This is a genomic window from Xanthomonas hyacinthi (assembly GCF_009769165.1).
GTDB lineage: Bacteria > Pseudomonadota > Gammaproteobacteria > Xanthomonadales > Xanthomonadaceae > Xanthomonas_A > Xanthomonas_A hyacinthi.
Window position 1 is genome coordinate 1,805,001 of record NZ_CP043476.1, and the last position, 20,255, is coordinate 1,825,255.

The 20,255-nt window shown below is 70.3% G+C and carries 17 protein-coding genes and 1 pseudogene (1 of these 18 only partly in view); 7 read left to right on the top strand and 11 right to left on the bottom strand.

The features are described from left to right. Positions 1 to 687 carry the 5' portion of a tyrosine--tRNA ligase gene (gene tyrS / locus FZ025_RS08135; RefSeq protein WP_104558898.1) on the bottom strand. Its footprint begins 525 nt before the window's first position, so the window shows 687 of its 1,212 coding nt (coding positions 1-687); its start codon is at positions 685 to 687; its stop codon lies off the left edge, out of view. Positions 688 to 854: 167 nt separating this feature from the next. Between tyrS and FZ025_RS08140 the strand changes: the two are divergent. Both FZ025_RS08140 and FZ025_RS08145 read left to right on the top strand, forming a co-directional pair. Continuing rightward, positions 855 to 2,319 (top strand): annotated as a pseudogene (locus FZ025_RS08140) (peptidoglycan DD-metalloendopeptidase family protein). Between the two features lie 93 nt (positions 2,320 to 2,412). Further along, entirely contained in the window at positions 2,413 to 3,543 is a 1,131-nt protein-coding gene (locus FZ025_RS08145) for an anhydro-N-acetylmuramic acid kinase (protein WP_104558897.1), read from the top strand. Between the two features lie 40 nt (positions 3,544 to 3,583). Here FZ025_RS08145 and FZ025_RS08150 read toward each other — a convergent pair whose 3' ends face one another. The 3 genes from FZ025_RS08150 to FZ025_RS08160 all read right to left on the bottom strand — a co-directional run bounded on the left by FZ025_RS08150 (position 3,584) and on the right by FZ025_RS08160 (position 5,995). Continuing rightward, positions 3,584 to 3,811, bottom strand: a complete 228-nt coding sequence (locus tag FZ025_RS08150; RefSeq protein WP_104558896.1) for a hypothetical protein — start codon at positions 3,809 to 3,811, stop codon at positions 3,584 to 3,586. Between the two features lie 70 nt (positions 3,812 to 3,881). Then, positions 3,882 to 5,198, bottom strand: a complete 1,317-nt coding sequence (locus FZ025_RS08155; RefSeq protein ID WP_104558895.1) for an AmpG family muropeptide MFS transporter — start codon at positions 5,196 to 5,198, stop codon at positions 3,882 to 3,884. Continuing rightward, positions 5,195 to 5,995, bottom strand: coding sequence for an exodeoxyribonuclease III (locus FZ025_RS08160; RefSeq protein WP_104558894.1), 801 nt, complete (start codon positions 5,993 to 5,995; stop codon positions 5,195 to 5,197). Before FZ025_RS08160 ends, FZ025_RS08155 begins: the two co-directional genes overlap by 4 nt. Before the next feature lie 127 nt (positions 5,996 to 6,122). Here FZ025_RS08160 and pyrE point away from each other — a divergent pair, with 127 nt between their 5' ends. Together pyrE and FZ025_RS08170 are read left to right on the top strand one after the other, a co-directional pair. Next, positions 6,123 to 6,782 carry an orotate phosphoribosyltransferase gene (pyrE, locus tag FZ025_RS08165; RefSeq protein WP_046977321.1) on the top strand — a complete coding sequence of 220 codons (660 nt, stop codon included), beginning with the start codon at positions 6,123 to 6,125 and terminating at the stop codon, positions 6,780 to 6,782. Positions 6,783 to 6,800: 18 nt separating this feature from the next. Beyond that, the gene (locus FZ025_RS08170; protein ID WP_046977320.1) at positions 6,801 to 7,463 is read left to right on the top strand and encodes a hypothetical protein; all 663 of its coding nucleotides are present in this window, start codon (positions 6,801 to 6,803) and stop codon (positions 7,461 to 7,463) included. Between the two features lie 288 nt (positions 7,464 to 7,751). Here FZ025_RS08170 and FZ025_RS08175 read toward each other — a convergent pair whose 3' ends face one another. The 3 genes from FZ025_RS08175 to coaBC are packed head-to-tail and all read right to left on the bottom strand — an operon-like array spanning position 7,752 to position 11,842. Continuing rightward, the gene (locus FZ025_RS08175; RefSeq protein WP_046977319.1) at positions 7,752 to 10,094 is read right to left on the bottom strand and encodes a phosphomannomutase/phosphoglucomutase; all 2,343 of its coding nucleotides are present in this window, start codon (positions 10,092 to 10,094) and stop codon (positions 7,752 to 7,754) included. A gap of 15 nt (positions 10,095 to 10,109) precedes the next feature. Continuing rightward, on the bottom strand, positions 10,110 to 10,580 hold the full coding sequence (gene dut, locus FZ025_RS08180) for a dUTP diphosphatase (RefSeq protein ID WP_046977318.1): 471 nt from the start codon (positions 10,578 to 10,580) through the stop codon (positions 10,110 to 10,112). After that, positions 10,577 to 11,842 carry a bifunctional phosphopantothenoylcysteine decarboxylase/phosphopantothenate--cysteine ligase CoaBC gene (coaBC, locus tag FZ025_RS08185; protein WP_104558893.1) on the bottom strand — a complete coding sequence of 422 codons (1,266 nt, stop codon included), beginning with the start codon at positions 11,840 to 11,842 and terminating at the stop codon, positions 10,577 to 10,579. The genes dut and coaBC overlap by 4 nt, the downstream gene beginning before the upstream one ends. 97 nt (positions 11,843 to 11,939) lie before the next feature. On the opposite strand from coaBC, the gene radC reads away from it, so the two are divergent. The 3 genes from radC to FZ025_RS08200 all read left to right on the top strand — a co-directional run bounded on the left by radC (position 11,940) and on the right by FZ025_RS08200 (position 15,328). Continuing rightward, positions 11,940 to 12,614, top strand: a complete 675-nt coding sequence (gene radC, locus FZ025_RS08190) for a RadC family protein (protein ID WP_046977316.1) — start codon at positions 11,940 to 11,942, stop codon at positions 12,612 to 12,614. Between the two features lie 182 nt (positions 12,615 to 12,796). Beyond that, positions 12,797 to 14,485, top strand: a complete 1,689-nt coding sequence (argS, locus tag FZ025_RS08195) for an arginine--tRNA ligase (protein WP_046977315.1) — start codon at positions 12,797 to 12,799, stop codon at positions 14,483 to 14,485. A gap of 15 nt (positions 14,486 to 14,500) precedes the next feature. After that, the gene (locus FZ025_RS08200; protein WP_046977314.1) at positions 14,501 to 15,328 is read left to right on the top strand and encodes an SPOR domain-containing protein; all 828 of its coding nucleotides are present in this window, start codon (positions 14,501 to 14,503) and stop codon (positions 15,326 to 15,328) included. A 209-nt stretch (positions 15,329 to 15,537) separates the two neighbouring features. Here the strand turns inward: FZ025_RS08200 and FZ025_RS08205 are convergent, their stop codons facing one another. The 4 genes from FZ025_RS08205 to speA all read right to left on the bottom strand — a co-directional run bounded on the left by FZ025_RS08205 (position 15,538) and on the right by speA (position 19,997). Further along, positions 15,538 to 16,293, bottom strand: coding sequence for an SDR family NAD(P)-dependent oxidoreductase (locus FZ025_RS08205; RefSeq protein WP_046977313.1), 756 nt, complete (start codon positions 16,291 to 16,293; stop codon positions 15,538 to 15,540). A gap of 75 nt (positions 16,294 to 16,368) precedes the next feature. After that, the gene (locus FZ025_RS08210) at positions 16,369 to 16,704 is read right to left on the bottom strand and encodes a DUF4865 family protein (protein WP_244292491.1); all 336 of its coding nucleotides are present in this window, start codon (positions 16,702 to 16,704) and stop codon (positions 16,369 to 16,371) included. Positions 16,705 to 16,753: 49 nt separating this feature from the next. Then, on the bottom strand, positions 16,754 to 17,872 hold the full coding sequence (locus tag FZ025_RS08215) for an acyltransferase family protein (RefSeq protein WP_046977312.1): 1,119 nt from the start codon (positions 17,870 to 17,872) through the stop codon (positions 16,754 to 16,756). A 235-nt stretch (positions 17,873 to 18,107) separates the two neighbouring features. Beyond that, entirely contained in the window at positions 18,108 to 19,997 is a 1,890-nt protein-coding gene (gene speA, locus FZ025_RS08220; protein ID WP_046977311.1) for an arginine decarboxylase, read from the bottom strand. Between the last annotated feature and the right edge of the window lie 258 nt (positions 19,998 to 20,255).

Genomic DNA, 20,255 nt, shown 5'->3' on the forward strand with positions numbered 1-20,255 from the left:
CTTGGACATCTTGTTGACTCCGTCCAGGCCCTCCAGCAGCGGCATGGTCAGCACGATCTGCGGCGGCTGCCCGCGGTGCTCCTGCAGGCCGCGGCCCATCAGCAGGTTGAACTTCTGATCGGTGCCGCCCAGCTCGACGTCGGCCTTCAGCGCCACCGAATCGTAGCCCTGCACCAGCGGATACAGGAATTCGTGGATGGCGATGGGCTGCTGCGCGGCATAGCGCTTGGCGAAATCGTCGCGCTCGAGCATGCGCGCCACCGTGTGCTGGCCGGCCAGGCGGATCATGTCGGCCGCGCTCATCTGCCCGAACCATTCGGAGTTGAAGCGCACTTCGGTGCGTTCGCGATCCAGCACCTTGAACACCTGCTCTTCGTAGGTGCGCGCATTGGCGAGCACGTCCTCGCGGGTCAGCGGCTTGCGGGTGACGTTCTTGCCGCTGGGGTCGCCGATCATGCCGGTGAAGTCGCCGATCAGGAAAATCACCTGATGGCCCAGCTGCTGGAACTGGCGCATCTTGTTCAGCAACACGGTATGGCCGATGTGCAGATCCGGCGCGGTCGGGTCGAAACCGGCCTTGACGCGCAGCGGGCGGCCCGTGCGCAGGCGCGCTTCCAGCTCTTCGCGCTTGAGGATTTCGTCGGCACCGCGGCCGATCAGGGCAAGAGACTCTTCAATCGTGGACAAAACGGAACTCCGACGGGTTGCATCCAGGCAACATGAATGACGTTAAGTGCAAGTTAACTGCGCGCCCGGCGAAAACCTGAGCCGGTTCAATGGTTTGACGCGCTGTTGCTCGATGTTTATGGTAGCCGAGTTTTGAGTTCGCGCTTCGGACTCATGAGGAAGCCTTGATGCAGAACAGCGAAAGCGAACAGGAACGCGCGCGCAAGCAGCGCTTCCAGCAACGTCTCCATGTCCTTCACGACAGCGCACTGCATCGGCAGTTGACGCAACACTTGCCTACCGGCCGCTGGACGCGCCGCCATTGGATCCACGCCAGCCTGTTCGCCACCATCGGCGCACTGCTGGCCACGATCGTGCCTGGCTTCTCCAACGCGATCGACGTGCCGCTGCAGACCACGCATGCGACGCTGGCGTTGCCGTTGCCGCCGATCTCGCTGGCCCAGCAGCAGGGCGTGGCCGGCGACAGCTGGCAGGTGGTGCGGATCCAGCCCGGGCAGACCCTGGGCGCGGTGTTCGAACAGCTCGACATCCCGGCCACGGCGATGCACCAGGTGCTGGATCACCCCGGCACCCGCGCGGCGCTGACCAAGCTGCGCCCCGGCGCCGAGATCGGCTTCGACCTGCCGGTGGCCGGCAGCCTGCGCGGGATCCGCTTCGACCGCGACGCCACCCACCGCGTGGAACTGTCGCTGCTCGGCGAAGACATCCGCGAGAAGGTGACCGAGCGCGAGACCAGCACCCGCACCGCGGTCATCAGCGGCGAGATCAGCTTCGCTGTACGTGGCCGCGCGCAAGGCCGGGCTGTCGCCGTCGGCGATCGCGACGATGACCGACGAGATCTTCAAGTACGACATCGACTTCGACAAGGATCTGCAGCCGGGCGACCGCTTCAGCGTGGTGATGGACGAGACCTGGCGCGAAGGCGAGCGGATCGACACCAGCAAGATCCTCGCCGCGACCTTCACCACCCGCGGCAAGACCTACAGCGGCTTCCGCTTCGAGCGCGCCGGCAAGCCGGCCGAGTACTTCGACGTCGGCGGGCGGCCGCTGAAGAAGAGCTTCATCCGCATGCCGGTGTCCTACAGCCGGATCAGCTCGACCTTCGGCGCGCGCAAGCATCCGGTGCTGGGCACCATGCGCATGCACAAGGGCATCGACTACGCGGCGCCGTCGGGTACGCCGATCATGGCCGCCGGCGATGCGCGGGTGCAGTTCGTCGGCACCCAGCGCGGCTACGGCAACGTGGTGATCCTGGACCACGGCAAGGGCTACAGCACGCTGTACGGACACATGTCGCGCTTCGGCGGGATCAAGCCCGGCCAGCGCATCAACCAGGGCACGGTGATCGGCTTCGTCGGCATGACCGGCCTGGCCAGCGGCCCGCACCTGCACTACGAATTCCGCGTGGACGGCGTGCAGCGCAACCCGGCGTCGGTGACGATGCCGCCGCCGACGCCGCTGGCCGGTGCGGAACTGGTCGCGTTCCGCGCGCAGACCTCGCCGGCGCTGGCCCGCATCCAGCGCGTGGAGAAGCTGATCTACGCCGACGCCGCGGCGACGAAAAACGACGCAGCGGCGAAGAAGAAGGTCGTCGCCTCGGCCAGGCCGGCGCAGTCCAGCGACGCCGGCTGAGCCGCGCAGCGGTCGCGTCCGGCGGCGTGGATTGACGCGCCGCCGCACCTCGCCCACGCTGCGCTACCGACCGTTGCCAGGACCCGATGCCGCATGCCCGATCCGACCGCACTCGACGACGCGTCCCTGTTCCTGGGACTGATGTCCGGTACCAGCGCCGATGGCATCGATGCCGCGCTGGTGCGTTTCGATGGCGCGGGGCAGGCGCAGCTGCGCCTCGGTCGCACCTGTCCCTGGGCACCGCGCCAGCGCGCGGCGCTGATCGCGCTGGGCGAAGGCGGCGAGATCGATTCGCTGGACACGCTGGGCCGGCTCGATGCGCAAGTGGCGATCGCCTTCGCCGAGGCCGCGCTGCAGCTGCTCGAGGACGCCGGCGTCGCGCCGGCGGCCGTGCGCGCGATCGGCTCGCACGGGCAGACCGTACGCCATCGGCCGCTGGCCGACCCCGCCTTCACCTGGCAGCTGGGCGACGGCAACCGCATCGCCGAGCTGACTGGGATCGCCACGGTCTGCGATTTCCGCCGCCGCGACGTCGCCGCCGGCGGCCATGGCGCGCCGCTGATGCCGGCCTTCCATGCGGCGATGCTCGGCGCGGCGCACGAGGATCGCGCGGTGCTGAACCTGGGCGGGATCGGCAACCTGACCTTGCTGCCGGCGCACGGCAGCGTGCGCGGGTTCGACACCGGCCCGGCCAACGCGCTGCTCGATGCCTGGTGCCAACGCCACCTGGGCCAGCCCTACGATGCCGGCGGCGCCTTCGCCGCCAGCGGCCAGGTCGACGAAGGCCTGCTGCAGCGCCTGCTGGCCGATCCCTGGTTCGCGCTGGCCCCGCCCAAGAGCACCGGGCGCGAGCAGTTCCACCTGCACTGGGTGGATGCGCTACTGGAGCCGGCCGCGCATCCGGCCGCGGCGGTGCAGGCGACCTTGCTGGAGCTGACCGCGGCCACCGTGGCCGATGCGCTGCTGGCGCAGCAGCCGGCGACCCGGCAACTGCTGGTCTGCGGCGGCGGCGTGCACAACCCGCTGTTGCTGGCGCGGCTGCAGGCGCGGCTGCCCGGCGTGCAGGTGCTGTCCACGCAGGCGCGGGGCCTGGATCCGGACTACGTGGAAGCGATGGGCTTCGCCTGGCTGGCGCGGCAGACCCTGGCCGGCTTGCCCGGCAACCTGCCCTCGGTCAGCGGCGCACGCGGGCCGCGCATCCTCGGCGCGATCCACCTGGCCTGACCGCGACAGCGGACCGCAACCGGCTCACCGGGGCGGACGCTCAGAAGCCGGCGCCGGCCGGCAGTTCGCGCAACGCCGCGATCGCGTCGGACAAGGCATCCACTTCCGGGTTCTCGAAGCCGCTGCGCACTTCGTGCTCGCTGGCGAACAGACCCTGCTCGATCAGGTTGAGCACGGTCTGGTGCTGGGTCCAGCCGCGGGCCACGGCGATGCGGCGAATCCGATCGACCAGGATGGGGTCGATGTCGCGCAACAGCAGATCGGTCATGCGGACTCCCGGAGGGACGGCGGCGCACCCCATGCGCCGCCGTGCATCATCCGCAAGTCCGGGCGGGCTTTCAATCGGCCGGCGCCGCAGCGGGCGCCGGTTGTTCGCGGATCCGCGGCCACAGCCAGGCCAGCAGCAGCAGGGTCGGGATCACCGTGAACGCGCTGAGCACGAAGAAGGTGCTGTAGGAGGTGGCCTCGACGATGTAGCCGGAGGCGCCGCCGACGAACTTGCCCGGCAGGTTGGCCAGCGACACCAGCAGCGCGTACTGGGTGGCGGTGAAGTTGCGGTCGGTCAGCGAGGACATGAACGCGACCAGCACGGTGCCGGCGAAGCCCTGGAACAGGTTGTCGGCGCTGAGCGCGGCGTAGAACGACCAGATCTGCCCCGGATGCTGGGCCATCAGCAGGAACGCCAGGTTCGACAGCGCCACGCCCAGCGCGGCGACGAACAGCATGCGCCGGAAGCCGAACGCCGCCACCGCCAGGCCGCCGGCGAACGCGCCGGCGATGCCCATCCACACCCCGAACAGCTTGGAGACGGTGGCGATGTCGGCCTTGCTGAAGCCCGAATCCAGGTAGAACGGCCCGGCCATCACCCCGATCACCTGGTCGGGGAACTTGAACAGGCCCACGAACAGCAGCAGCCCCAGGCCCAGGGCCAGGCCGTTGCTGGCGAAGAAGCTGGAGATCGGCTGCCAGAACGCGCCGACCACATCGATCTTGCGCACCACCGTGGCCACCGGCACCTCCGGTTCGCGGCACAGCAAGGTGGTGGCGATCGGCAGCAGCATCAGCCCGGCCATGACCAGGTAGGCCAGGGTCCAGTCGCCGAACTGGGCCAGGTACAGCGCACCGGCGCCGGCCAGGATCAGGCCGATGCGGTAGCCGAAGGTGTAGGTCGCGGCGAGCGCGGCCTGCGCCGCCGCCGGGGCGATCTCGATCCGGTACGCATCGACCACCGAATCCTGGGTGGCACCGGCGAAGGACGCGATCAGCACCCACAGCACCAGGCCGCCGACGCTCAGCTCCGGGCGCATCAGCGCCAGCGCGGCCAGGCCGATCGCGACTCCCAGCTGCGACACCAGCAGCCACGAGCGGCGCCGGCCCAGGAATGCGACCAGCGGGAACGGGTAGCGGTCCAGCAGCGGCGCCCACAGGAACTTGAGCAGATAGAAGAAGCTGGCCAGGCTGATCAGGCCGATGCTGCCCAGGTCCAGGCCGACGTCGCGCAGGCGCGTGGACAGGGTCTGCGAGGCGATCAGCAGGAACGGCAGGCCGCTGCCGAAGCCGAGCAGCGCCATCGTCGCCGCCGACGGCGTGGCGAAGGCGCGCTTGATCCCGGCCCAGCCCTTGTAGGACCCCGGCGCGGACGCGGTCCCGCTCATTCGCGGTAGTCCACCACGAACGGCGCATGGTCGGAGAAGCGCTGCGCGGTGTAGATCGCGCAGCCCTGCAGGCGCTCGCGCAGCGACGGGGTGGCGAACTGGTAGTCGATGCGCCAACCGACGTCGTTGGCGCGCGCGGCGCCGCGGTTGCTCCACCAGGTGTAGTCCTGGCCGTCCGGGTGCAGCGCGCGGTAGGCGTCGACCCAGCCGCGGCCGCTGGCCGGATCGGCGTCTTCGGCGCGGTCGGCGCACAGGCCGTTGAGCCAGTCGCGCTCGGCCGGCAGGCAGCCGGAATTCTTCTGGTTGGACTTCCAGTTCTTGATGTCCAGCGCCGAGCGCACGATGTTCCAGTCGCCGCACAGCACGTAGTCGCGGCCGCTGGCCAGCCATTCGGCCAGGATCGGCCGCAGCCAGTCCATGACCTGGAACTTGTAGCCCTGGCGCAGTTCGCCCGACGCGCCGGAGGGAATGTAGAACGAGACCACGCTCAGGTTGCCGAAGCGCGCTTCCAGGTAGCGGCCTTCCTCGTCGAACTCGGGCCAGCCCAGCGCGGTGCGCACCTCGTCCGGCTCGCGCTTGCTGTAGATGGCCACGCCGCTGTAGCCCTTCTTGGTGCTGGCATCGCGGAACCAGACCCGGTACCCCTCCGGCAGGAACGCCGGCCCGGCCAGTTGATGCTCCTGCGCCTTGGTTTCCTGCACGCACAGCACGTCGGCGTGCTGCGTGGCGAACCACTCGAAGAAGCCCTTGGTGGCGGCCGAACGCAGGCCGTTGGCGTTGAAGCTGATGATGCGCATGGAGAGCCGGGAATGGGGAAAGGGGAATGGAGAATCGGCAAAGCGTACCCCAGCGAGACCGCGAAGACGGAACAACCGCTATGCTTTTAGCCATTCCCTATTCCCCTTTCCCCATTCCCGGCCCCCAATGACCGACTACCGGCAACGTTTCCTGCAATTGGCGCTGGACGCGCAGGCGCTGCGCTTCGGCGAGTTCACGCTGAAGTCCGGGCGCATCAGCCCCTATTTCTTCAATGCCGGGCGCTTCGATGCCGGGACCGCGATGGTGCGCCTGGCGGCATGCTACGCCGATGCGGCCGACGCGGCCGGGCTCGACTTCGACCTGCTGTTCGGCCCGGCCTACAAGGGCATCCCGCTGGCGACCGCGCTGGCCTGCGAGTATGCGCAGCGCGACCGCAACCTGCCGCTGGCGTTCAATCGCAAGGAAGCCAAGACCCATGGCGAAGGCGGCAGCCTGATCGGCGCGCCGCTGGCCGGGCGCCGGGTGCTGATCGTGGACGACGTGATCACCGCCGGCACCGCGATCCGCGAGGCGCTGGCCATCATCCGCGAGGCCGGCGGTCTCCCGGCGGCGATCCTGGTCGCGCTGGACCGCCAGGAGATCGCCGCCGAGCACGACCGGCGCTCGGCGGCGCAGGCGGTGGCGGCCGAGACCGGCATTCCTGTGGTGTCGGTCGCGCACCTGGGCGATCTGCTTGCATTCATCGATGGAAACGCGGACCTTGTCGGCTTCCGCGAACCGCTGCTGGCCTACCGGGCACGCTACGGCTGCGATCCGTCAGACTGACAGCAGGGGGCTGCCACGATGCCGATCCAACGACCATGCGGCCGCGCCTTGCGCGTCCTGTTCGCGCTGATTGCATTGCCGGCCGCGGCGCAGCCGGCGCCGTCCAAGAAACTGTACTGCTGGAACCAGGGCGGGCAGCGCGTGTGCAGCGATGCGCTGCCGCCGGAAGCGGTGAACCAGGCGCGCGACGAATTCAACGCCACGAGCGGACTGCGCAGCGGCGCGGTCGGCCGCGCGCTGAGCGCCGAGGAACGCGCCGCGGCCGCCGTCGATGCCGCGCAGCAGCGCGCCGACCAGGCGGCGCTGGAGACGCGCAAGCGCACCGACCAGGCGCTGCTGCTGTCGTTCCAGACCGAAGAGGAACTGCGCCGGGTGTTCTCCGAGCGTATCGGCATCGTCGACAACAACATCAACACCGCACGCTACAACGTCAACAGCCTGCGCGAGAGCCTGGTCGGCCTGCTCGCCAGCGGCGGCGCGCGCGAGCTGGCCGGGCAGAAGGTGACCGGCAAGATCGTCGAGGACGTGCAGCAGCGGCATGGCGCGCTGCTGTGGCAGTTGCGCATGCAGAAGAATTTCGAGCAGCAGCGGCTCGGCCTGGATCAGGAAATCGACGACACCCTGCAACGCTATCGCGCGGCGAAGCGGCCAGGCACGGCGGCGGCGGCGATCGGCGGCTGAGCGCGGCGCGCGTCGAGAGGCGATGGCCGGCAGCGACGCACTGTCGCGGCGGCAGGGATGTCGGGGCTGAAGCCCCGCCCCGCCCACAGTGCACCCAGCACGCTGCTCGCGCGTCTTGTGAGAGCAACTTCAATCGCGACGAGCGAAGCACGGATGCCTGACCGCCTGACCGGCTGCGGATGCAGTCGGGGCCGAAGCTCCTCCTACAGGATTGCGCGTGCCCGCCGGGGGCTCGTTACCGGGCGCCGGCGGTGGTCGCCGCGTGCGGCAGCTCGCCGGACGGGCGCTTCAGAATCCCGGCAGCGGCGACGGCAGCAGCGCCTGCAGCTGGCTGCGGAACAGGTCCTTGATCCGCTCCAGTGCGGCGCTGGTGTCGGCCTCGAAGCGCAGCACCAGCACCGGCGTGGTGTTGGACGCGCGCACCAGGCCCCAGCCATCGGCGAAGTCGGCGCGCAGACCATCGATGGTGAGCAGCCGCGCAGCCGCGAACGCCGAGCCTTCCTGCTGCGCGACAGCGACCAGCTGCGCGACCAGCGCATGCGCATCCTGCCCGTCGGCCAGCGGCAGCTTGATCTCCGGCGTGGACACGCTGTCGGGCAGCTCGGCCAGCACCTCGGACGGGCTCTCCCCGCGCTGCGCCAGGATCTCCAGCAGCCGCGCCGCCGCATACAGGCCGTCGTCGAAGCCGTACCAGCGTTCCTTGAAGAAGAAGTGGCCGCTCATCTCGCCGGCCAGCTCGGCGTCGGTCTCGCGCATCTTCGCCTTGATCAGCGAATGCCCGGTCTTCCACACCATCGGGCTGCCGCCGTTGCGCAGCACGTAGTCGGACAGCTTGCCGGTGCATTTGACGTCGTAGATCACCAGCGCACCGGGATTGCGCTGCAGCACGTCGGCGGCGAACAGCATCAGCAGCCGGTCGGGGTGGATCACCGTGCCTTCCTTGGTGACCACGCCGAGCCGGTCGGCATCGCCATCGAAGGCGATGCCCAGGTCGGCGTCGAAGCGCTTCACGGTCTGGATCAGGTCTTCCAGGTTATGCGGCTCGCTGGGATCGGGGTGGTGGTTGGGGAAGGTGCCGTCGACGTCGCAGTACAGCGGGATGACCTCCGCGCCGATCGCCGCCAGCAGCCGCGGCGCCAGTTCGCCGCCGACGCCGTTGCCGGCATCGGCCACCACCTTGAGCGGGCGGTCCAGCTGCACGTCGTCGGCGATGCGCTGGATGTAGTCGTCGCCGACCTCGCGCTGCTCCAGCCGCCCCGGTTCGGCGGCGCTCGGCAGGCGGCCTTCGCTGATGCGTGCGTACAGGTCGGCGATCGCCGCGCCGGACAGGGTCTCGCCGCCGACCACGATCTTGAAGCCGTTGTAGTCCGGCGGGTTGTGGCTGCCGGTCACTGCCACGCAGCTGCCGGCGCGCAGGTGGAAGCTGGCGAAGTACACCACCGGGGTCGGCGCCAGGCCGATGTCGGTGACGTGGCAGCCGGCGCGGCGCAGGCCTTCGATCAGCGCCGCCGACAGTTCCGGGCCGGACAGGCGGCCGTCGCGGCCGACCACCACGTCGTTCAAGCCCTGCTCCTGCATCAGCGCGCCGATCGCCTGGCCGATCAGCGTGGCGACCTGCGGGCTGAGGTCGCGGCCGACCACGCCGCGGATGTCGTAGGCGCGGAAGATGGCGGCCGGCACGGTCAGTGCCGGAACCGCTCTGGCCGGCGCGGTCTCGCCCTCGGGCAACGGCGGCGGCGGCGGCGGTTCCTGGTGCTGCAGGCTCTGCCGCAGGGTGGGTTCCTGCTCGGCGCCAGCGGCGAGCTTGTCGGCGCGGCGCGGCCGCGGCAGGCGCCCGCGCGCGGCCAGCAGCACCGCCAGGGCCAGGAAACCGAGCAGGCCGGCGACGATCAGGGACGGCAGCGCGCCCAGGCCGAGCGGGCCGGCCTCGGCATCGGGCAAGGCCGCGACCACCCGCAGCCCGCTCGTGCCGAGCGGCCGCGACAACGCGTCGCCATGGTCGGCCAGGCCGGTATCGCCGGCGCCGATCACGTCGTAGCTGCCCTGGCGCAGCGCCAGGTAGCCGCTGGCCGGGACCGCGGCCTGCGCCACCGATGCGCTCAGCACGCGCAGCGGCAGGCGCAGGTAGGCCACGCCCGCGCCGGTGTCCAAGGTCACCGGCGCCGCCAGCCCCAGCCGCGGCCCGCCGCCGTCGCGCACCACCGCGCTGGCGACCGCGTCGGTCAGCAACGCTTTTTCCAGCAGCGCCAGGCGGCCATAGCCGAAACGGTCCAGGTCGGCGTAGCCGGCGCTCAGGTCGCCGGGCAGCACTTGCGCATCTTCCGCGTCCTTCCAGCCCTCACGCAGCGCCTGCGCGGCCGTGGTCGCGTCGCCGCGCGCCAGGGCGGCCTGCACCGCGGGCTGCTGCAGTTGCGCGGCGAAGCGCTTGGCGGCGGCCGCCAGCGCCTGCGCGGTCTGTGCCACGGCCGCGTCGCGCGCCTGCTGCAGTTCCGTGGCGCTGTGTTCGTAGCGCCATTGCTGCGCGCCGCTCCAGCCGAACCACGCGGCCAACACGGCCAGCAGCAGCGCCAGCAGCGGCGCCGCCTTGCGCAAACCGTCCGGCGCCGGCCGCCGTTGTGTTGCCTCGCTCATGCAGACGATCCCCTGTCAGCGCACTCCGGTATGGCCGAATCCACCCGTTCCCCTGGCGCTGTCGGCGAAAGTATCCACCACCTGCAGGGCAACGCGCACGACCGGCATCACCACCAGCTGCGCGATGCGGTCGCCGGGGGCGATGGTGAACGGCTCGCGGCCGCGGTTCCAGACGCTGATCAGCAGCGGTCCCTGGTAGTCGGCATCGATCAGGCCGGTGCCGTTGCCGAGCACGATGCCGTGGCGATGGCCCAGCCCGGAACGCGGCAGCACCACCGCGCACAGCTGCGGATCGGCGATGTAGATGGACAGCCCGCTGGGGATCAGCGCGGTATCGCCCGGCGCCAGGGTCAGCGGCGCCTCGGTGGCCGCGCGCAGATCGAGCCCGGCGCTGGCCTCGGTGGCGTAGTCCGGCAGCGGCCAGCTGTCGCCGAAGCGCGGGTCGAGCAGTTTGACCTGCAGCGGGTACGGCGTGAGGATGGTCATGCGTGCAGTCGCTCCGCGATCAGGGCCAGCAATTGTTCGGCCAGTTGCGCCTTGGACACGGCCGGGAAGCTGCGCGCGCCCTGCTGCCAGTAGGCGGTGGCCGCATTGTGGTCGCTTTCGAAGCCGTTGCCGGCCACCCCCACCTGGTTGGCGATGATCAGGTCCAGGTGCTTGTCGTTGAGTTTGCCACGCGCGTAGCGCTCGATGTCGTGGGTCTCGGCGGCGAAGCCGACCACCAGCTTCAGCGCCTGGGTCTGCGCGGCGACCTCGGCCAGGATGTCCGGGGTGCGCACCAGCTCCAGGGTCAGCACGTCGCCGCTCTTCTTGATCTTCTGCGCGGCGACCTGCCTGGGCGTGTAGTCGGCGACCGCGGCGGTGCCGATGTAGATGTCGGCCGGTAGCGCGCCCAGCACCGCTTCGCGCATCTGCGCCGCCGAGCGCACGTCGATGCGCTGCACGCCGTCGGGCGTGGGCAGCTGCACCGGGCCGCTGACCAGCACCACCGCCGCGCCCTGCCGCGCGGCCACGCCGGCCAGGGCGTAGCCCATCTTGCCGCTGCTGCGGTTGCCGAGGTAGCGCACCGGATCCAGGTCCTCGTAGGTCGGGCCGGCGCTGATCAGCAGGCGCAAGCCGCTGAGCGCGCCGGCCGCGGTGCCGGCGGCGACCGTTGCCGGCGCCGCGGCAGGCGCGTGCGCGACCGCGGCGCGGCCGCCGGCCAGCGCGGCGACGATCTCCTCCGGCTCGGCCAGGCGCCCGGGACCGGACTCGCCTTCGGCCAGCGGCCCGTCGTTCGGCCCGACCACGCTGGCGCCGCGCTGGCGCAGCGTGGCGACATTGGCCAGGGTGGCGGGGTGCAACCACATGCGGTGGTTCATCGCCGGACACACGGTCAGCGGCGCGGCGGTGGCCAGGCACAGCGTGCTCACCAGGTCGTCGGCCAGGCCGTGGGCGAGCCGCGCCAGCAGGTCGGCGGTGGCCGGCGCCACCACCACGCGGTCGGCCCAGCGCGCCAGTTCCAGGTGGCCCATCGCCTGCTCGGCGGCGCTGTCCCACAGGCTGGTGCGGGTCGGGTGCGCGGACAGCGCCTGGAAGCTCAGCGGGGTGACGAACTGCTGCGCGCCGGCGGTCATCGCCACCTGCACCTCGGCGCCGGCCTCGCGCAGCCGCCGCACCAGCTCCAGCGCCTTGTAGGCGGCGATGCCGCCGCCCACGCACAACAGCACACGCCTCCCCTGCAGGGGCCCCTCGAAAGTACCGGTCACGTCGGGAATGTCCTACCCATGCAAGAACGATTAGCTTACCCGATGGCCCTTTGCGGCCCTGATACCGTTGCGCCATATCGCCCGCCAATCTGGCGATATGCACATATCCGACTGGCCCTGCGACGAACGCCCCCGGGAAAAGCTGCTGGCACGCGGCGCCCGGGCCCTCTCCGACGCCGAACTGCTGGCGATCTTCCTCGGTTCCGGCCTGCCCGGCAGCGACGCGGTCCGCACTTCGCGCGACCTGCTGCAGCGGCACGGCCCGCTGCGCACGCTGCTCGACCGCCCGCCCCGCGACCTGGTCAGCCTGCCCGGACTCGGCCCGGCACGGGCCTGCAGGCTGTCGGCCGCGCTGGAGCTGGGCCAGCGCCATCTGGCCGCCGAACTGGAACGCGGCACCACCCTGACCGACCCGGGTGCAGCCGGCCGCTACTTCGCGCAGCGGTTGCGGGCGCAGCCGCACGAGGTGTTCGCGGTGCTGTTCCTGGATACGAAGCACCGCTCGCTGGCGTTCGAGGAGCTGTTCCAGGGCACCCTGGACGGCACCGAGGTGCATCCGCGCGAAGTGGTGCGGCGCGCGCTGGCGCACAACGCGGCGGCGGTGATCATCGGCCACAACCACCCGTCCGGGAACCCGGAGCCCTCGCCCGCCGACCGCGCCGTCACCCATCGCCTGAAACAGGCGCTGGGGCTGGTGGACATCCGCCTGCTGGACCATTTCATCGTCGGCGACGGCATGCCGGTATCGATGGCCGCGCGCGGCTGGGCCTGAACCGCGGACCACGCGCCAGGCGCCGGGGAGGCGCCCGGCGTCTGCACGCATCCCGAATGCCCGGTCCCCGAGCCCGAATCCCGCCATCGCCCGACGGCCTGAGGTCGGGCTGAACCCGGCACGGGCCGGGAGGCGGCGGGTCGGGTAAAATCGCCGGTTCCGCGCTTCAAGCAGATGATCACGTGAAATCCCAACTCCGCGCCCTGATCGGTCAAGGCATCGAAGCCTTGCGCGCCAACGGCAGCCTGCCGGCCGACACCTTGCCGCCGGACTTCGTGGTCGAGCGGCCCAAGACCCGCGAGCACGGCGACTTCGCCACCAACGCGGCGATGCTGCTGGCCAGGACCGCGCGCGGCAATCCACGCGCGCTGGCGCAGCAGCTGGTCGCCGCGCTGCCGGCCAGCGACGAGGTGACCCGGGTCGAGATCGCCGGCCCCGGCTTCATCAACTTCCACCTCGGCCCCGGCGCCTATCAGCGCGAAGTGCTGGCGGTGATCAAGCAGGGCGAGGACTACGGCCGCAGCCTGGTCGGCAATGGCCGCACCGTGGGCGTGGAATACGTCTCGGCCAATCCGACCGGCCCGCTGCACGTGGGCCACGGCCGCGCCGCGGCGATCGGCGACTGCCTGGCGCGGCTGCTCGAGGCCAATGGCTGGAACGTCAAGCGCGAGTTCTACTACAACGACGGCGGCGGGCAGATCGAGAACCTGGCGCGCTCGGTGCAGGCGCGCGCGCAGGGCAAGACCCCCGACAGCCCCGACTGGCCGGAAGAAGGCTACCGCGGCGACTACATCCAGGACGTGGCCAACGCCTACCTGGCCGGCGACGCGGTGGACCTGGAAGGCCATCTGGTCACCGGTTCCAAGGATCCGAACGACCTGGAGGCGATCCGCCGCTTCGCCGTGGCCTACCTGCGCAACGAGCAGAACCACGACCTGGCCGCGTTCGGCGTGGACTTCGACATCTACTTCCTGGAAAGCTCGCTGTACCGCGACGGCAAGGTCGAAGAGGCGGTGCAGAAACTGGTCGCCTCCGGCCACACCTACGAGGAAGGCGGCGCGCTGTGGCTGAAATCGACCGATTTCGGCGACGACAAGGACCGCGTGATGCGCAAGTCCGACGGCAGCTACACCTATTTCGTGCCGGACGTGGCCTATCACCTGAGCAAGTGGCAGCGCGGCTACGTGCGCGCGATCACCGAACTGGGCGCCGACCACCACGGCTCGCTGGCGCGGGTGCGCGCCGGCCTGCAGGCGATGGACCTGGGCATTCCCAGGGGCTGGCCCGAGTACGTGCTGCACCAGATGGTCACGGTGATGCGCGGCGGCGAGGAAGTGAAGCTGTCCAAGCGCGCCGGCAGCTACCTGACCCTGCGCGACCTGATCGAGGAAGCCGGCCGCGACGCCACGCGCTGGTTCCTGATCGCGCGCAAGCCAGATTCGCAGCTGACCTTCGACATCGACCTGGCGCGCCAGCAGAGCAACGACAACCCGGTGTTCTATGTGCAGTACGCGCATGCCCGGGTGTGCAGCCTGCTGCGCCAGGCGCAGGAGAAGCAGCTGGACTACGACCAGGCCGACGGCCTGGGCCAGCTGAACCGGCTGAATGATGCTGCCTCGCTGGACCTGATGCTGGAACTCTCGCGCTACCCGGAAGTGGTGGAGAATGCGGGACAGGTGCTGGAGCCGCACCTGATCGCGCAATACCTGCGCGAACTGGCGACCGCGTTCCACACCTGGTACCACGGCACCCCGGTGCTTGTGGACGATGCGGGCGAGCGCAACGCCAGGTTGACCCTGGCCGTGGCGGCGCAGCGAGTGCTGGCGAACGGCCTGAACCTCCTGGGCGTTTCCGCCCCGGAAAAAATGTGAGTGGAGAAGCGGTAGATGGCAGCACGACGCGGTAAGACCCAGGCGCGGCGCAACAGCGGCAACGGCACGCCCGGATGGGTGTGGCTGATCGCCGGCGTGGCGATCGCGGCGGTGGTGTTCCTGGCAGCGCCCGGCCTGTTCAAGAAGGACGGCGACGGGTTCCTGCGTGTGGGCGGCCCGCGCGCCAACCCCGACGCGCAGCCGGCGCCGGTGGCCGATGCCGATGTGGACGCGGCGCCGGAGCTGCCCAGGCCGGCAGCGGCGGCGGCCGGCAGCACCAAGCCCGACGCCAAGGATGGCAAGAAGGACGCGCAGACCCAGTACGACTTCTACACCTTGCTGCCCGGCAAGGAAGTGCGGATGTCCGACGCCGAGCTGGCCGCCAGCGCACGCGCCGAAGCCGCCCGCCAGGCACGCGCGCCGCAGGCCGCCGCCACGCCGGCGACTGCGACCGCCACCACCGCGCCGGCAAAGACGGCGGCAGCGTCCAATCCGACGCCGCTACCGGAAACCGCCACCGCCAGCGCACCGGCCAACACCGTGGCCACGGCGACCAAGCCGGCCACGGCGTCGGTCGCACCCGCAGCGGCTGCCGCCGCCGCGCCGGACACCACCCGCTACATCCTGCAGGCCGGTTCGTTCGGCGCCTCCGGCGATGCCGAATCGACCAAGGCCAAGCTGGCGATGCTCGGCCTGTCGGCGCGCGTGGAGTCGGCGCAGATCAGCGGCAAGACCGTCTACCGCGTGCGCATGGGGCCCTACGGCACCGCCAGCGAACTGGCCGCGGCCAAGCAGAAGCTGACCGGCAGCGGCCTGCCGGCGATCGCGATCAAGGCGCAGTAGGGCTAGGAGTGGGGAATCGGGAAATGGGAATGGGGAGAAGCGACGTCTCCTGCATTCCTTGCGACCGTCCGGCGTACGCCAGTCGTTGAATTGCCTCGCCGGTGACGCGCGCGAGGCTGATGGCAGCCTGACTGCGATAACCCTCAGCAGGCGCAACGCATCGATGCCTGCTTTCGCTTTCGCTTTTCCTATTCCCGATTCCCCACTCCCTATTCCCGGTCCCTCGCAACCTGGAAGCCGGCGAAGGACTGCGTCACCGGCATGATTTCCAGCCGATTGATGTTCAGGTGCGGCGGCAGCGTGGCGACCCAGAAGATCTGCTCGGCGATGTCCTCGGCGCTCATTGGCTGCGCGCCGTGATAGAGCTTGTCCGACGCGCCCTGATCGCCGTGGGTGCGGACCAGGGTGAACTCGGTCTCGGCCATGCCCGGCTCGATCGCGGTCACGCGCACGCCGGTGCCGTGCAGGTCCGAGCGCAGGCCCAGCGAGAACTGGCTGACGAAGGCCTTGGTGCCGCCGTAGGCATTGCCGCCCGGATACGGGTACAGCGCGGCCACCGAACTGATGTTGATGATCGCGCCGCGGCGCTGGATCAGCGTGGGCAGCAGGCGGTGGGTCAGGGTCACCAGCGCGGTGACGTTGGTGTCGATCATGGTGCGCCAGTCGTCCAGTAGCGCCGTCTGCGCCGGCGCGGTGCCCTGCGCCAGGCCGGCGTTGTTGACCAGCAGGTCGATGCCACGGAACGCCTCCGGCAGCGCGGCCAGCAGCGCATCGAGTGCGGCCGCATCGCGGATGTCGAACGCCGCCACGTGCACGCGCTCGGCGCCGAACTCGGCCAGCAGCGGCTGCAGGCGCTCGGCGCGGCGGCCGGTGGCGATCACGCGCCAGCCGGCGTTGACGAAGCGGCGCACGGCGGCGGCGCCGAAACCGGAGGTGGCGCCGGTGATCAGAGCGGTCTGGGGCATTGGGGGAGGCCGGGAATGGGGAGTGGGGAATCGGGAATGGTAAAAGCAAAAGGGCAACGTCGGGATCCCGGTGCTTCAGCGATCCCTTGCCGGCGCGGACACGTGGCCCACGGCATAGGCCTGGCCGATGTCGGGCGGCGGTGACAGCTCGCGCCAAAGCCGCAGGCGCAGCAGATTCCAGCCGTGCGGCTCGTAGGCGCTCACCGCGGCGAGCGCCCCTGCGGCAAGATCGTCCCGCGCCCGCTCGGCCTCGCGCTCGCCGAGCGCTTCGAGCGCGGCCGCAGCGGATAGCGCGACGATTGCGCCGCCGCCGGAGCCAACCGGCTGGAACGGCGCAACGCCGTTGCCACAGCGCCTGCACGAAGCGCGCAGGGCGCACGCCGATCCAGGGTAAGACCGCCGCGCACGCACGCCGCTCGCCGCAGCTTCGCCCGAACCAATGCGCCCCGGCAGCCGCGGCCTATGCCGCCACCGGCACCTCGGCCGGCTTGCGCCGCCGGCGCTCGCGCAGCTGCAGAAACGGCCGTTCCACCGCGTAGTGCAGCAACGCGGCGGCCAACAGCGCCATGCCCGCATAGATTCCGAACGCGAGCAGCCCGCGTCCATCGAGCGCGGCGCCGAACCAACTCTGGGTGAGATGGAACATGGCCTTGTGGGTCAGGTACAGGCTGTACGAGATCGCCGCCAACCAGGCCGCCCCCGGAACCCGGCGCCGGCCCAGCACACCGTGCAGCGAGGCGCCGGCGCAGACCAGCAGCGCCAGCCCCAGCGACAGCAGCGGCCAGCCGATCGCATTGCCGAGCAGGCCGGTGCGCTCGCGGAACAGCCACAGCGCCAGCGCACACACCGCCAACCCGGCCAGCAGCAGCGCATTGGCATGCGCCTGCAGCCACTGCCAGCGCTGCGGCCGGAACACCTTGAGCGTGGCCAGCACCACCCCGGCCAGCAAGCCGTCGAGCCGGTTCCAGGTCGGGTAGTAGATGTCCTCGATGAACCAGTTGCGTTGCAGTCCGGCACCGATGCGGTCCAGCGCGCTGTCGTGCAGCCAGGTCGCCGTGCGCAGCGCGATCCCGGCCAGCACCACGGCGCTGCATAGCGCAACGAAACGCGGCGCCGACGGCCGCCGCATCGCCAGCGCCGCCAGCAGCGGAAACACCAGGTAGAAATGCTCCTCCACGCACAGCGACCAGGCATGCGAGAACGCCTGCTGGTTGGCGTAGTCGATGCCCAGGTTCAAGGTGAAGCTGGCGAACATCCACCACGGCGCGATGCCTGGCGCTTCGCGGAAACCGGGCCAGGCCAGGTACAGCGCCAGCACCACGGCGAAGGCCGGCAGGATGCGGAACGCGCGGCGCAGGTAGAAATCGCCGTAACGCAGCGGCGCGCCGCGCGCCAGTGGCGCCAGCACCTGGCCGCCGATCAGGAAGCCGCTGAGCACGAAGAACAGGTCCACACCCATCCAGCCATAGCGCGACAACCAGGCCCAGTCCGGCCCCAGGCCGCCGACCACGAACGAGTGGAACAGCATCACCCACACGATCGCCAGCGCGCGCAGCAGGTCCAGTCCGGGGTAGCGCATCGCATCGGGGAGTGATGGCAGGGGCGCTCAGTTTATGGGCCGGTGCCAGCGCGCGTCCATCCGCGGCGGCGAACGCGAGAGGCGCCGCGATGAAGACAAGGAGCGTCGCGTCTGCGCGGAATGCGCTGGAGCAAGGGTCGCGCTCGATACCTTCCTGCATGCGTTCGACAACGCCGCGCGACACGTAACCGGGGGGCGCGCTCCTCGCCCACTGGCGAGGGAGCGCATGCGGGATTCAGCCCAGCGGTTCGTCCGACAGATAGGTGTAGCCGGTCAGCCCCGCCTCCAGCGCCGCCGACAAGGCCTGCGCCTGCTCCGCCGGCAGTTGCGCGGCGGCCACGCGCTCGGCGTAGGCCGCGCGCAGGTCGGCCAGTGCGTAGCCCACGTAATCCAGCATCACGTCGGTGGTGTCGCCGCGGCGCTGCTGGGCGATGCGGTAGCCGTCGCCATCGGCGCTGACTTCGATCGCGTCGGTGTCGCCGAACAGGTTGTGGATGTCGCCGAGGATCTCCTGGTAGGCACCGACCAGGAAGAAGCCGATCCGGTAGCTCTCGCCCGGGCGCAGTTCGTGCAGCGGCAGCGAGCTGTCCAGGCTTTCGTTCTCGACGTAGGTCTTGACCATGCCGTCGGAGTCGCAGGTCATGTCGCAGATCACCCCGCGCCGCAGCGGCGCCTCGTTCAGGCGCTCGATCGGCACGATCGGGAACACCTGGTCGATCGCCCACACGTCGGGGATCGATTCGAACACGCTGAAGTTGACGAAGTACTTGTCCACCAGCCGCTCGTTGAGTTCGTCCAGCACCGGGCGGTGGCTCTTTTCCTCATGGCTCAGGCGCGCACGCACGCCGTGCGCGATGGCGTAGAACAGGTCGTCGATGCGCGCGCGCTGCGGCAGGTCGATCTGGCCCAGCGCGTAGCTGGACAGGCCTTCGGCATGGAAATGCTGCGCTTCCTGGAACAGCTCCACTGCCGGGCGCACGTCCAGTTCGTCGTGGATCTCGCGCAGATGGCGGATCGCCGCCGGCTCGTCGGCATGCGCGTCGGGCACGCGCCCTTCCGGCGCCTGCTCCACTTCCGAGACGTTGGCGATCAGTACCGCATGGTGCGCGGTCATCGCGCGGCCGCATTCGGTGACGATCCGCGGCGGCGCCAGCCCGTACTGCTCGCAGGCCTCGGCCAGTGGCTGCACGATGTTGCTGGCGTAGGCATGCAGGCCATAGTTGATCGAGCAGTAGCTGCGCGAACGGGTGCCTTCGTAGTCGATGCCCAGGCCGCCGCCGACATCGACGTGGCTGATCTTCGCGCCCAGCTTGGACAGCTCGACGAAGTAGCGGGTGGCCTCGCGCATGCCGTTGGCGATGTCGCGCACGTTGGAGATCTGCGAGCCCATGTGGAAGTGCAGCAGGTTCAGCAACTCGGCGTACTCGGTGTCACGCAGCGTCTTCCACAGGTCCAGCACCTGCCGCGGCGACAGCCCGAACTTGGCCTTGTCGCCGCCGCTGTTCTGCCACTTGCCCGCGCCCAGCGAGGCCAGGCGCATGCGCACGCCCAGGCCCGGCTTGACGTCCAGCGCGCGCGCCTCCTCCAGCACCAGCTTCAGCTCCGAGGGCTTCTCGATGACGATGAAGGTCTGCAGCCCCAGCTTGCGCCCGATCAGCGCCAGGCGGATGTATTCGCGGTCCTTGTAGCCGTTGCACACGATCAGCCCGCCCGGCCGCGACAACGCCAGCACCGCCATCAGTTCCGGCTTGCTGCCCGCCTCCAGGCCGAAGCCCTCGCCGTGGTGCGCGGCCAGCGTACCGGCCACGCCGCGGTGCTGGTTGACCTTGATCGGGTACACCGCGGTGTAGCCGCCGGCGTAGTCCCAGTCGGCCTGGGCCTGGGCGAAGGCGGCCTGCAGCTTGCCCAGGCGCTCGCCGAGGATGTCCGGGAAGCGCACCAGCATCGGCAGCTTGGCGCCGGCCGCGCGCGCGGCATCCACCACCTCGGGCAGCACGATCGCCACGCCGTCGGCGCCCTGCGGGCGGACGACCACCCGGCCGGCCGCATCCACGTCGAAATACCCATCGGCCCAATGCGGGATCGAATAGGTCTTGCGGGCTTGGTCGAGGGACCAGTCGCTCATCGTGGCGGCTCGGCGGGGAAAAGGGCGTGGATTGTAACGCCTGCTACGCGTGGGCTCCGTTACAATCCGCGCCGGCCTTGGGCCTGGCGTCGCTTGATTTGCTTGCACGAGGCTGCGCCCTACCCTCATCCGGCGAAGGATTTGGGTCTGGCAACGTGCGGTCTGACTGCACGAGGCTGCGCCCCACCCTCATCCGGCGCTTCGCGCCACCTTCTCCCGCCGGGAGAAGGATGAGTCCGTCTTCTTTCTTGCTTTCCT

What these genes read in the sequence shown, in the direction of transcription:
- FZ025_RS08145 (WP_104558897.1), top strand. Translation starts at nt 2,413, where the DNA reads ATGCCCGATCCGACCGCACTCGACGACGCGTCCCTGTTCCTGGGACTG.
- FZ025_RS08150 (WP_104558896.1), bottom strand. Translation starts at nt 3,811, where the DNA reads ATGACCGATCTGCTGTTGCGCGACATCGACCCCATCCTGGTCGATCGG.
- FZ025_RS08155 (WP_104558895.1), bottom strand. Translation starts at nt 5,198, where the DNA reads ATGAGCGGGACCGCGTCCGCGCCGGGGTCCTACAAGGGCTGGGCCGGG.
- FZ025_RS08160 (WP_104558894.1), bottom strand. Translation starts at nt 5,995, where the DNA reads ATGCGCATCATCAGCTTCAACGCCAACGGCCTGCGTTCGGCCGCCACC.
- pyrE (WP_046977321.1), top strand. Translation starts at nt 6,123, where the DNA reads ATGACCGACTACCGGCAACGTTTCCTGCAATTGGCGCTGGACGCGCAG.
- FZ025_RS08170 (WP_046977320.1), top strand. Translation starts at nt 6,801, where the DNA reads ATGCCGATCCAACGACCATGCGGCCGCGCCTTGCGCGTCCTGTTCGCG.
- FZ025_RS08175 (WP_046977319.1), bottom strand. Translation starts at nt 10,094, where the DNA reads ATGAGCGAGGCAACACAACGGCGGCCGGCGCCGGACGGTTTGCGCAAG.
- dut (WP_046977318.1), bottom strand. Translation starts at nt 10,580, where the DNA reads ATGACCATCCTCACGCCGTACCCGCTGCAGGTCAAACTGCTCGACCCG.
- radC (WP_046977316.1), top strand. Translation starts at nt 11,940, where the DNA reads ATGCACATATCCGACTGGCCCTGCGACGAACGCCCCCGGGAAAAGCTG.
- FZ025_RS08200 (WP_046977314.1), top strand. Translation starts at nt 14,501, where the DNA reads ATGGCAGCACGACGCGGTAAGACCCAGGCGCGGCGCAACAGCGGCAAC.
- FZ025_RS08205 (WP_046977313.1), bottom strand. Translation starts at nt 16,293, where the DNA reads ATGCCCCAGACCGCTCTGATCACCGGCGCCACCTCCGGTTTCGGCGCC.
- FZ025_RS08215 (WP_046977312.1), bottom strand. Translation starts at nt 17,872, where the DNA reads ATGCGCTACCCCGGACTGGACCTGCTGCGCGCGCTGGCGATCGTGTGG.
- speA (WP_046977311.1), bottom strand. Translation starts at nt 19,997, where the DNA reads ATGAGCGACTGGTCCCTCGACCAAGCCCGCAAGACCTATTCGATCCCG.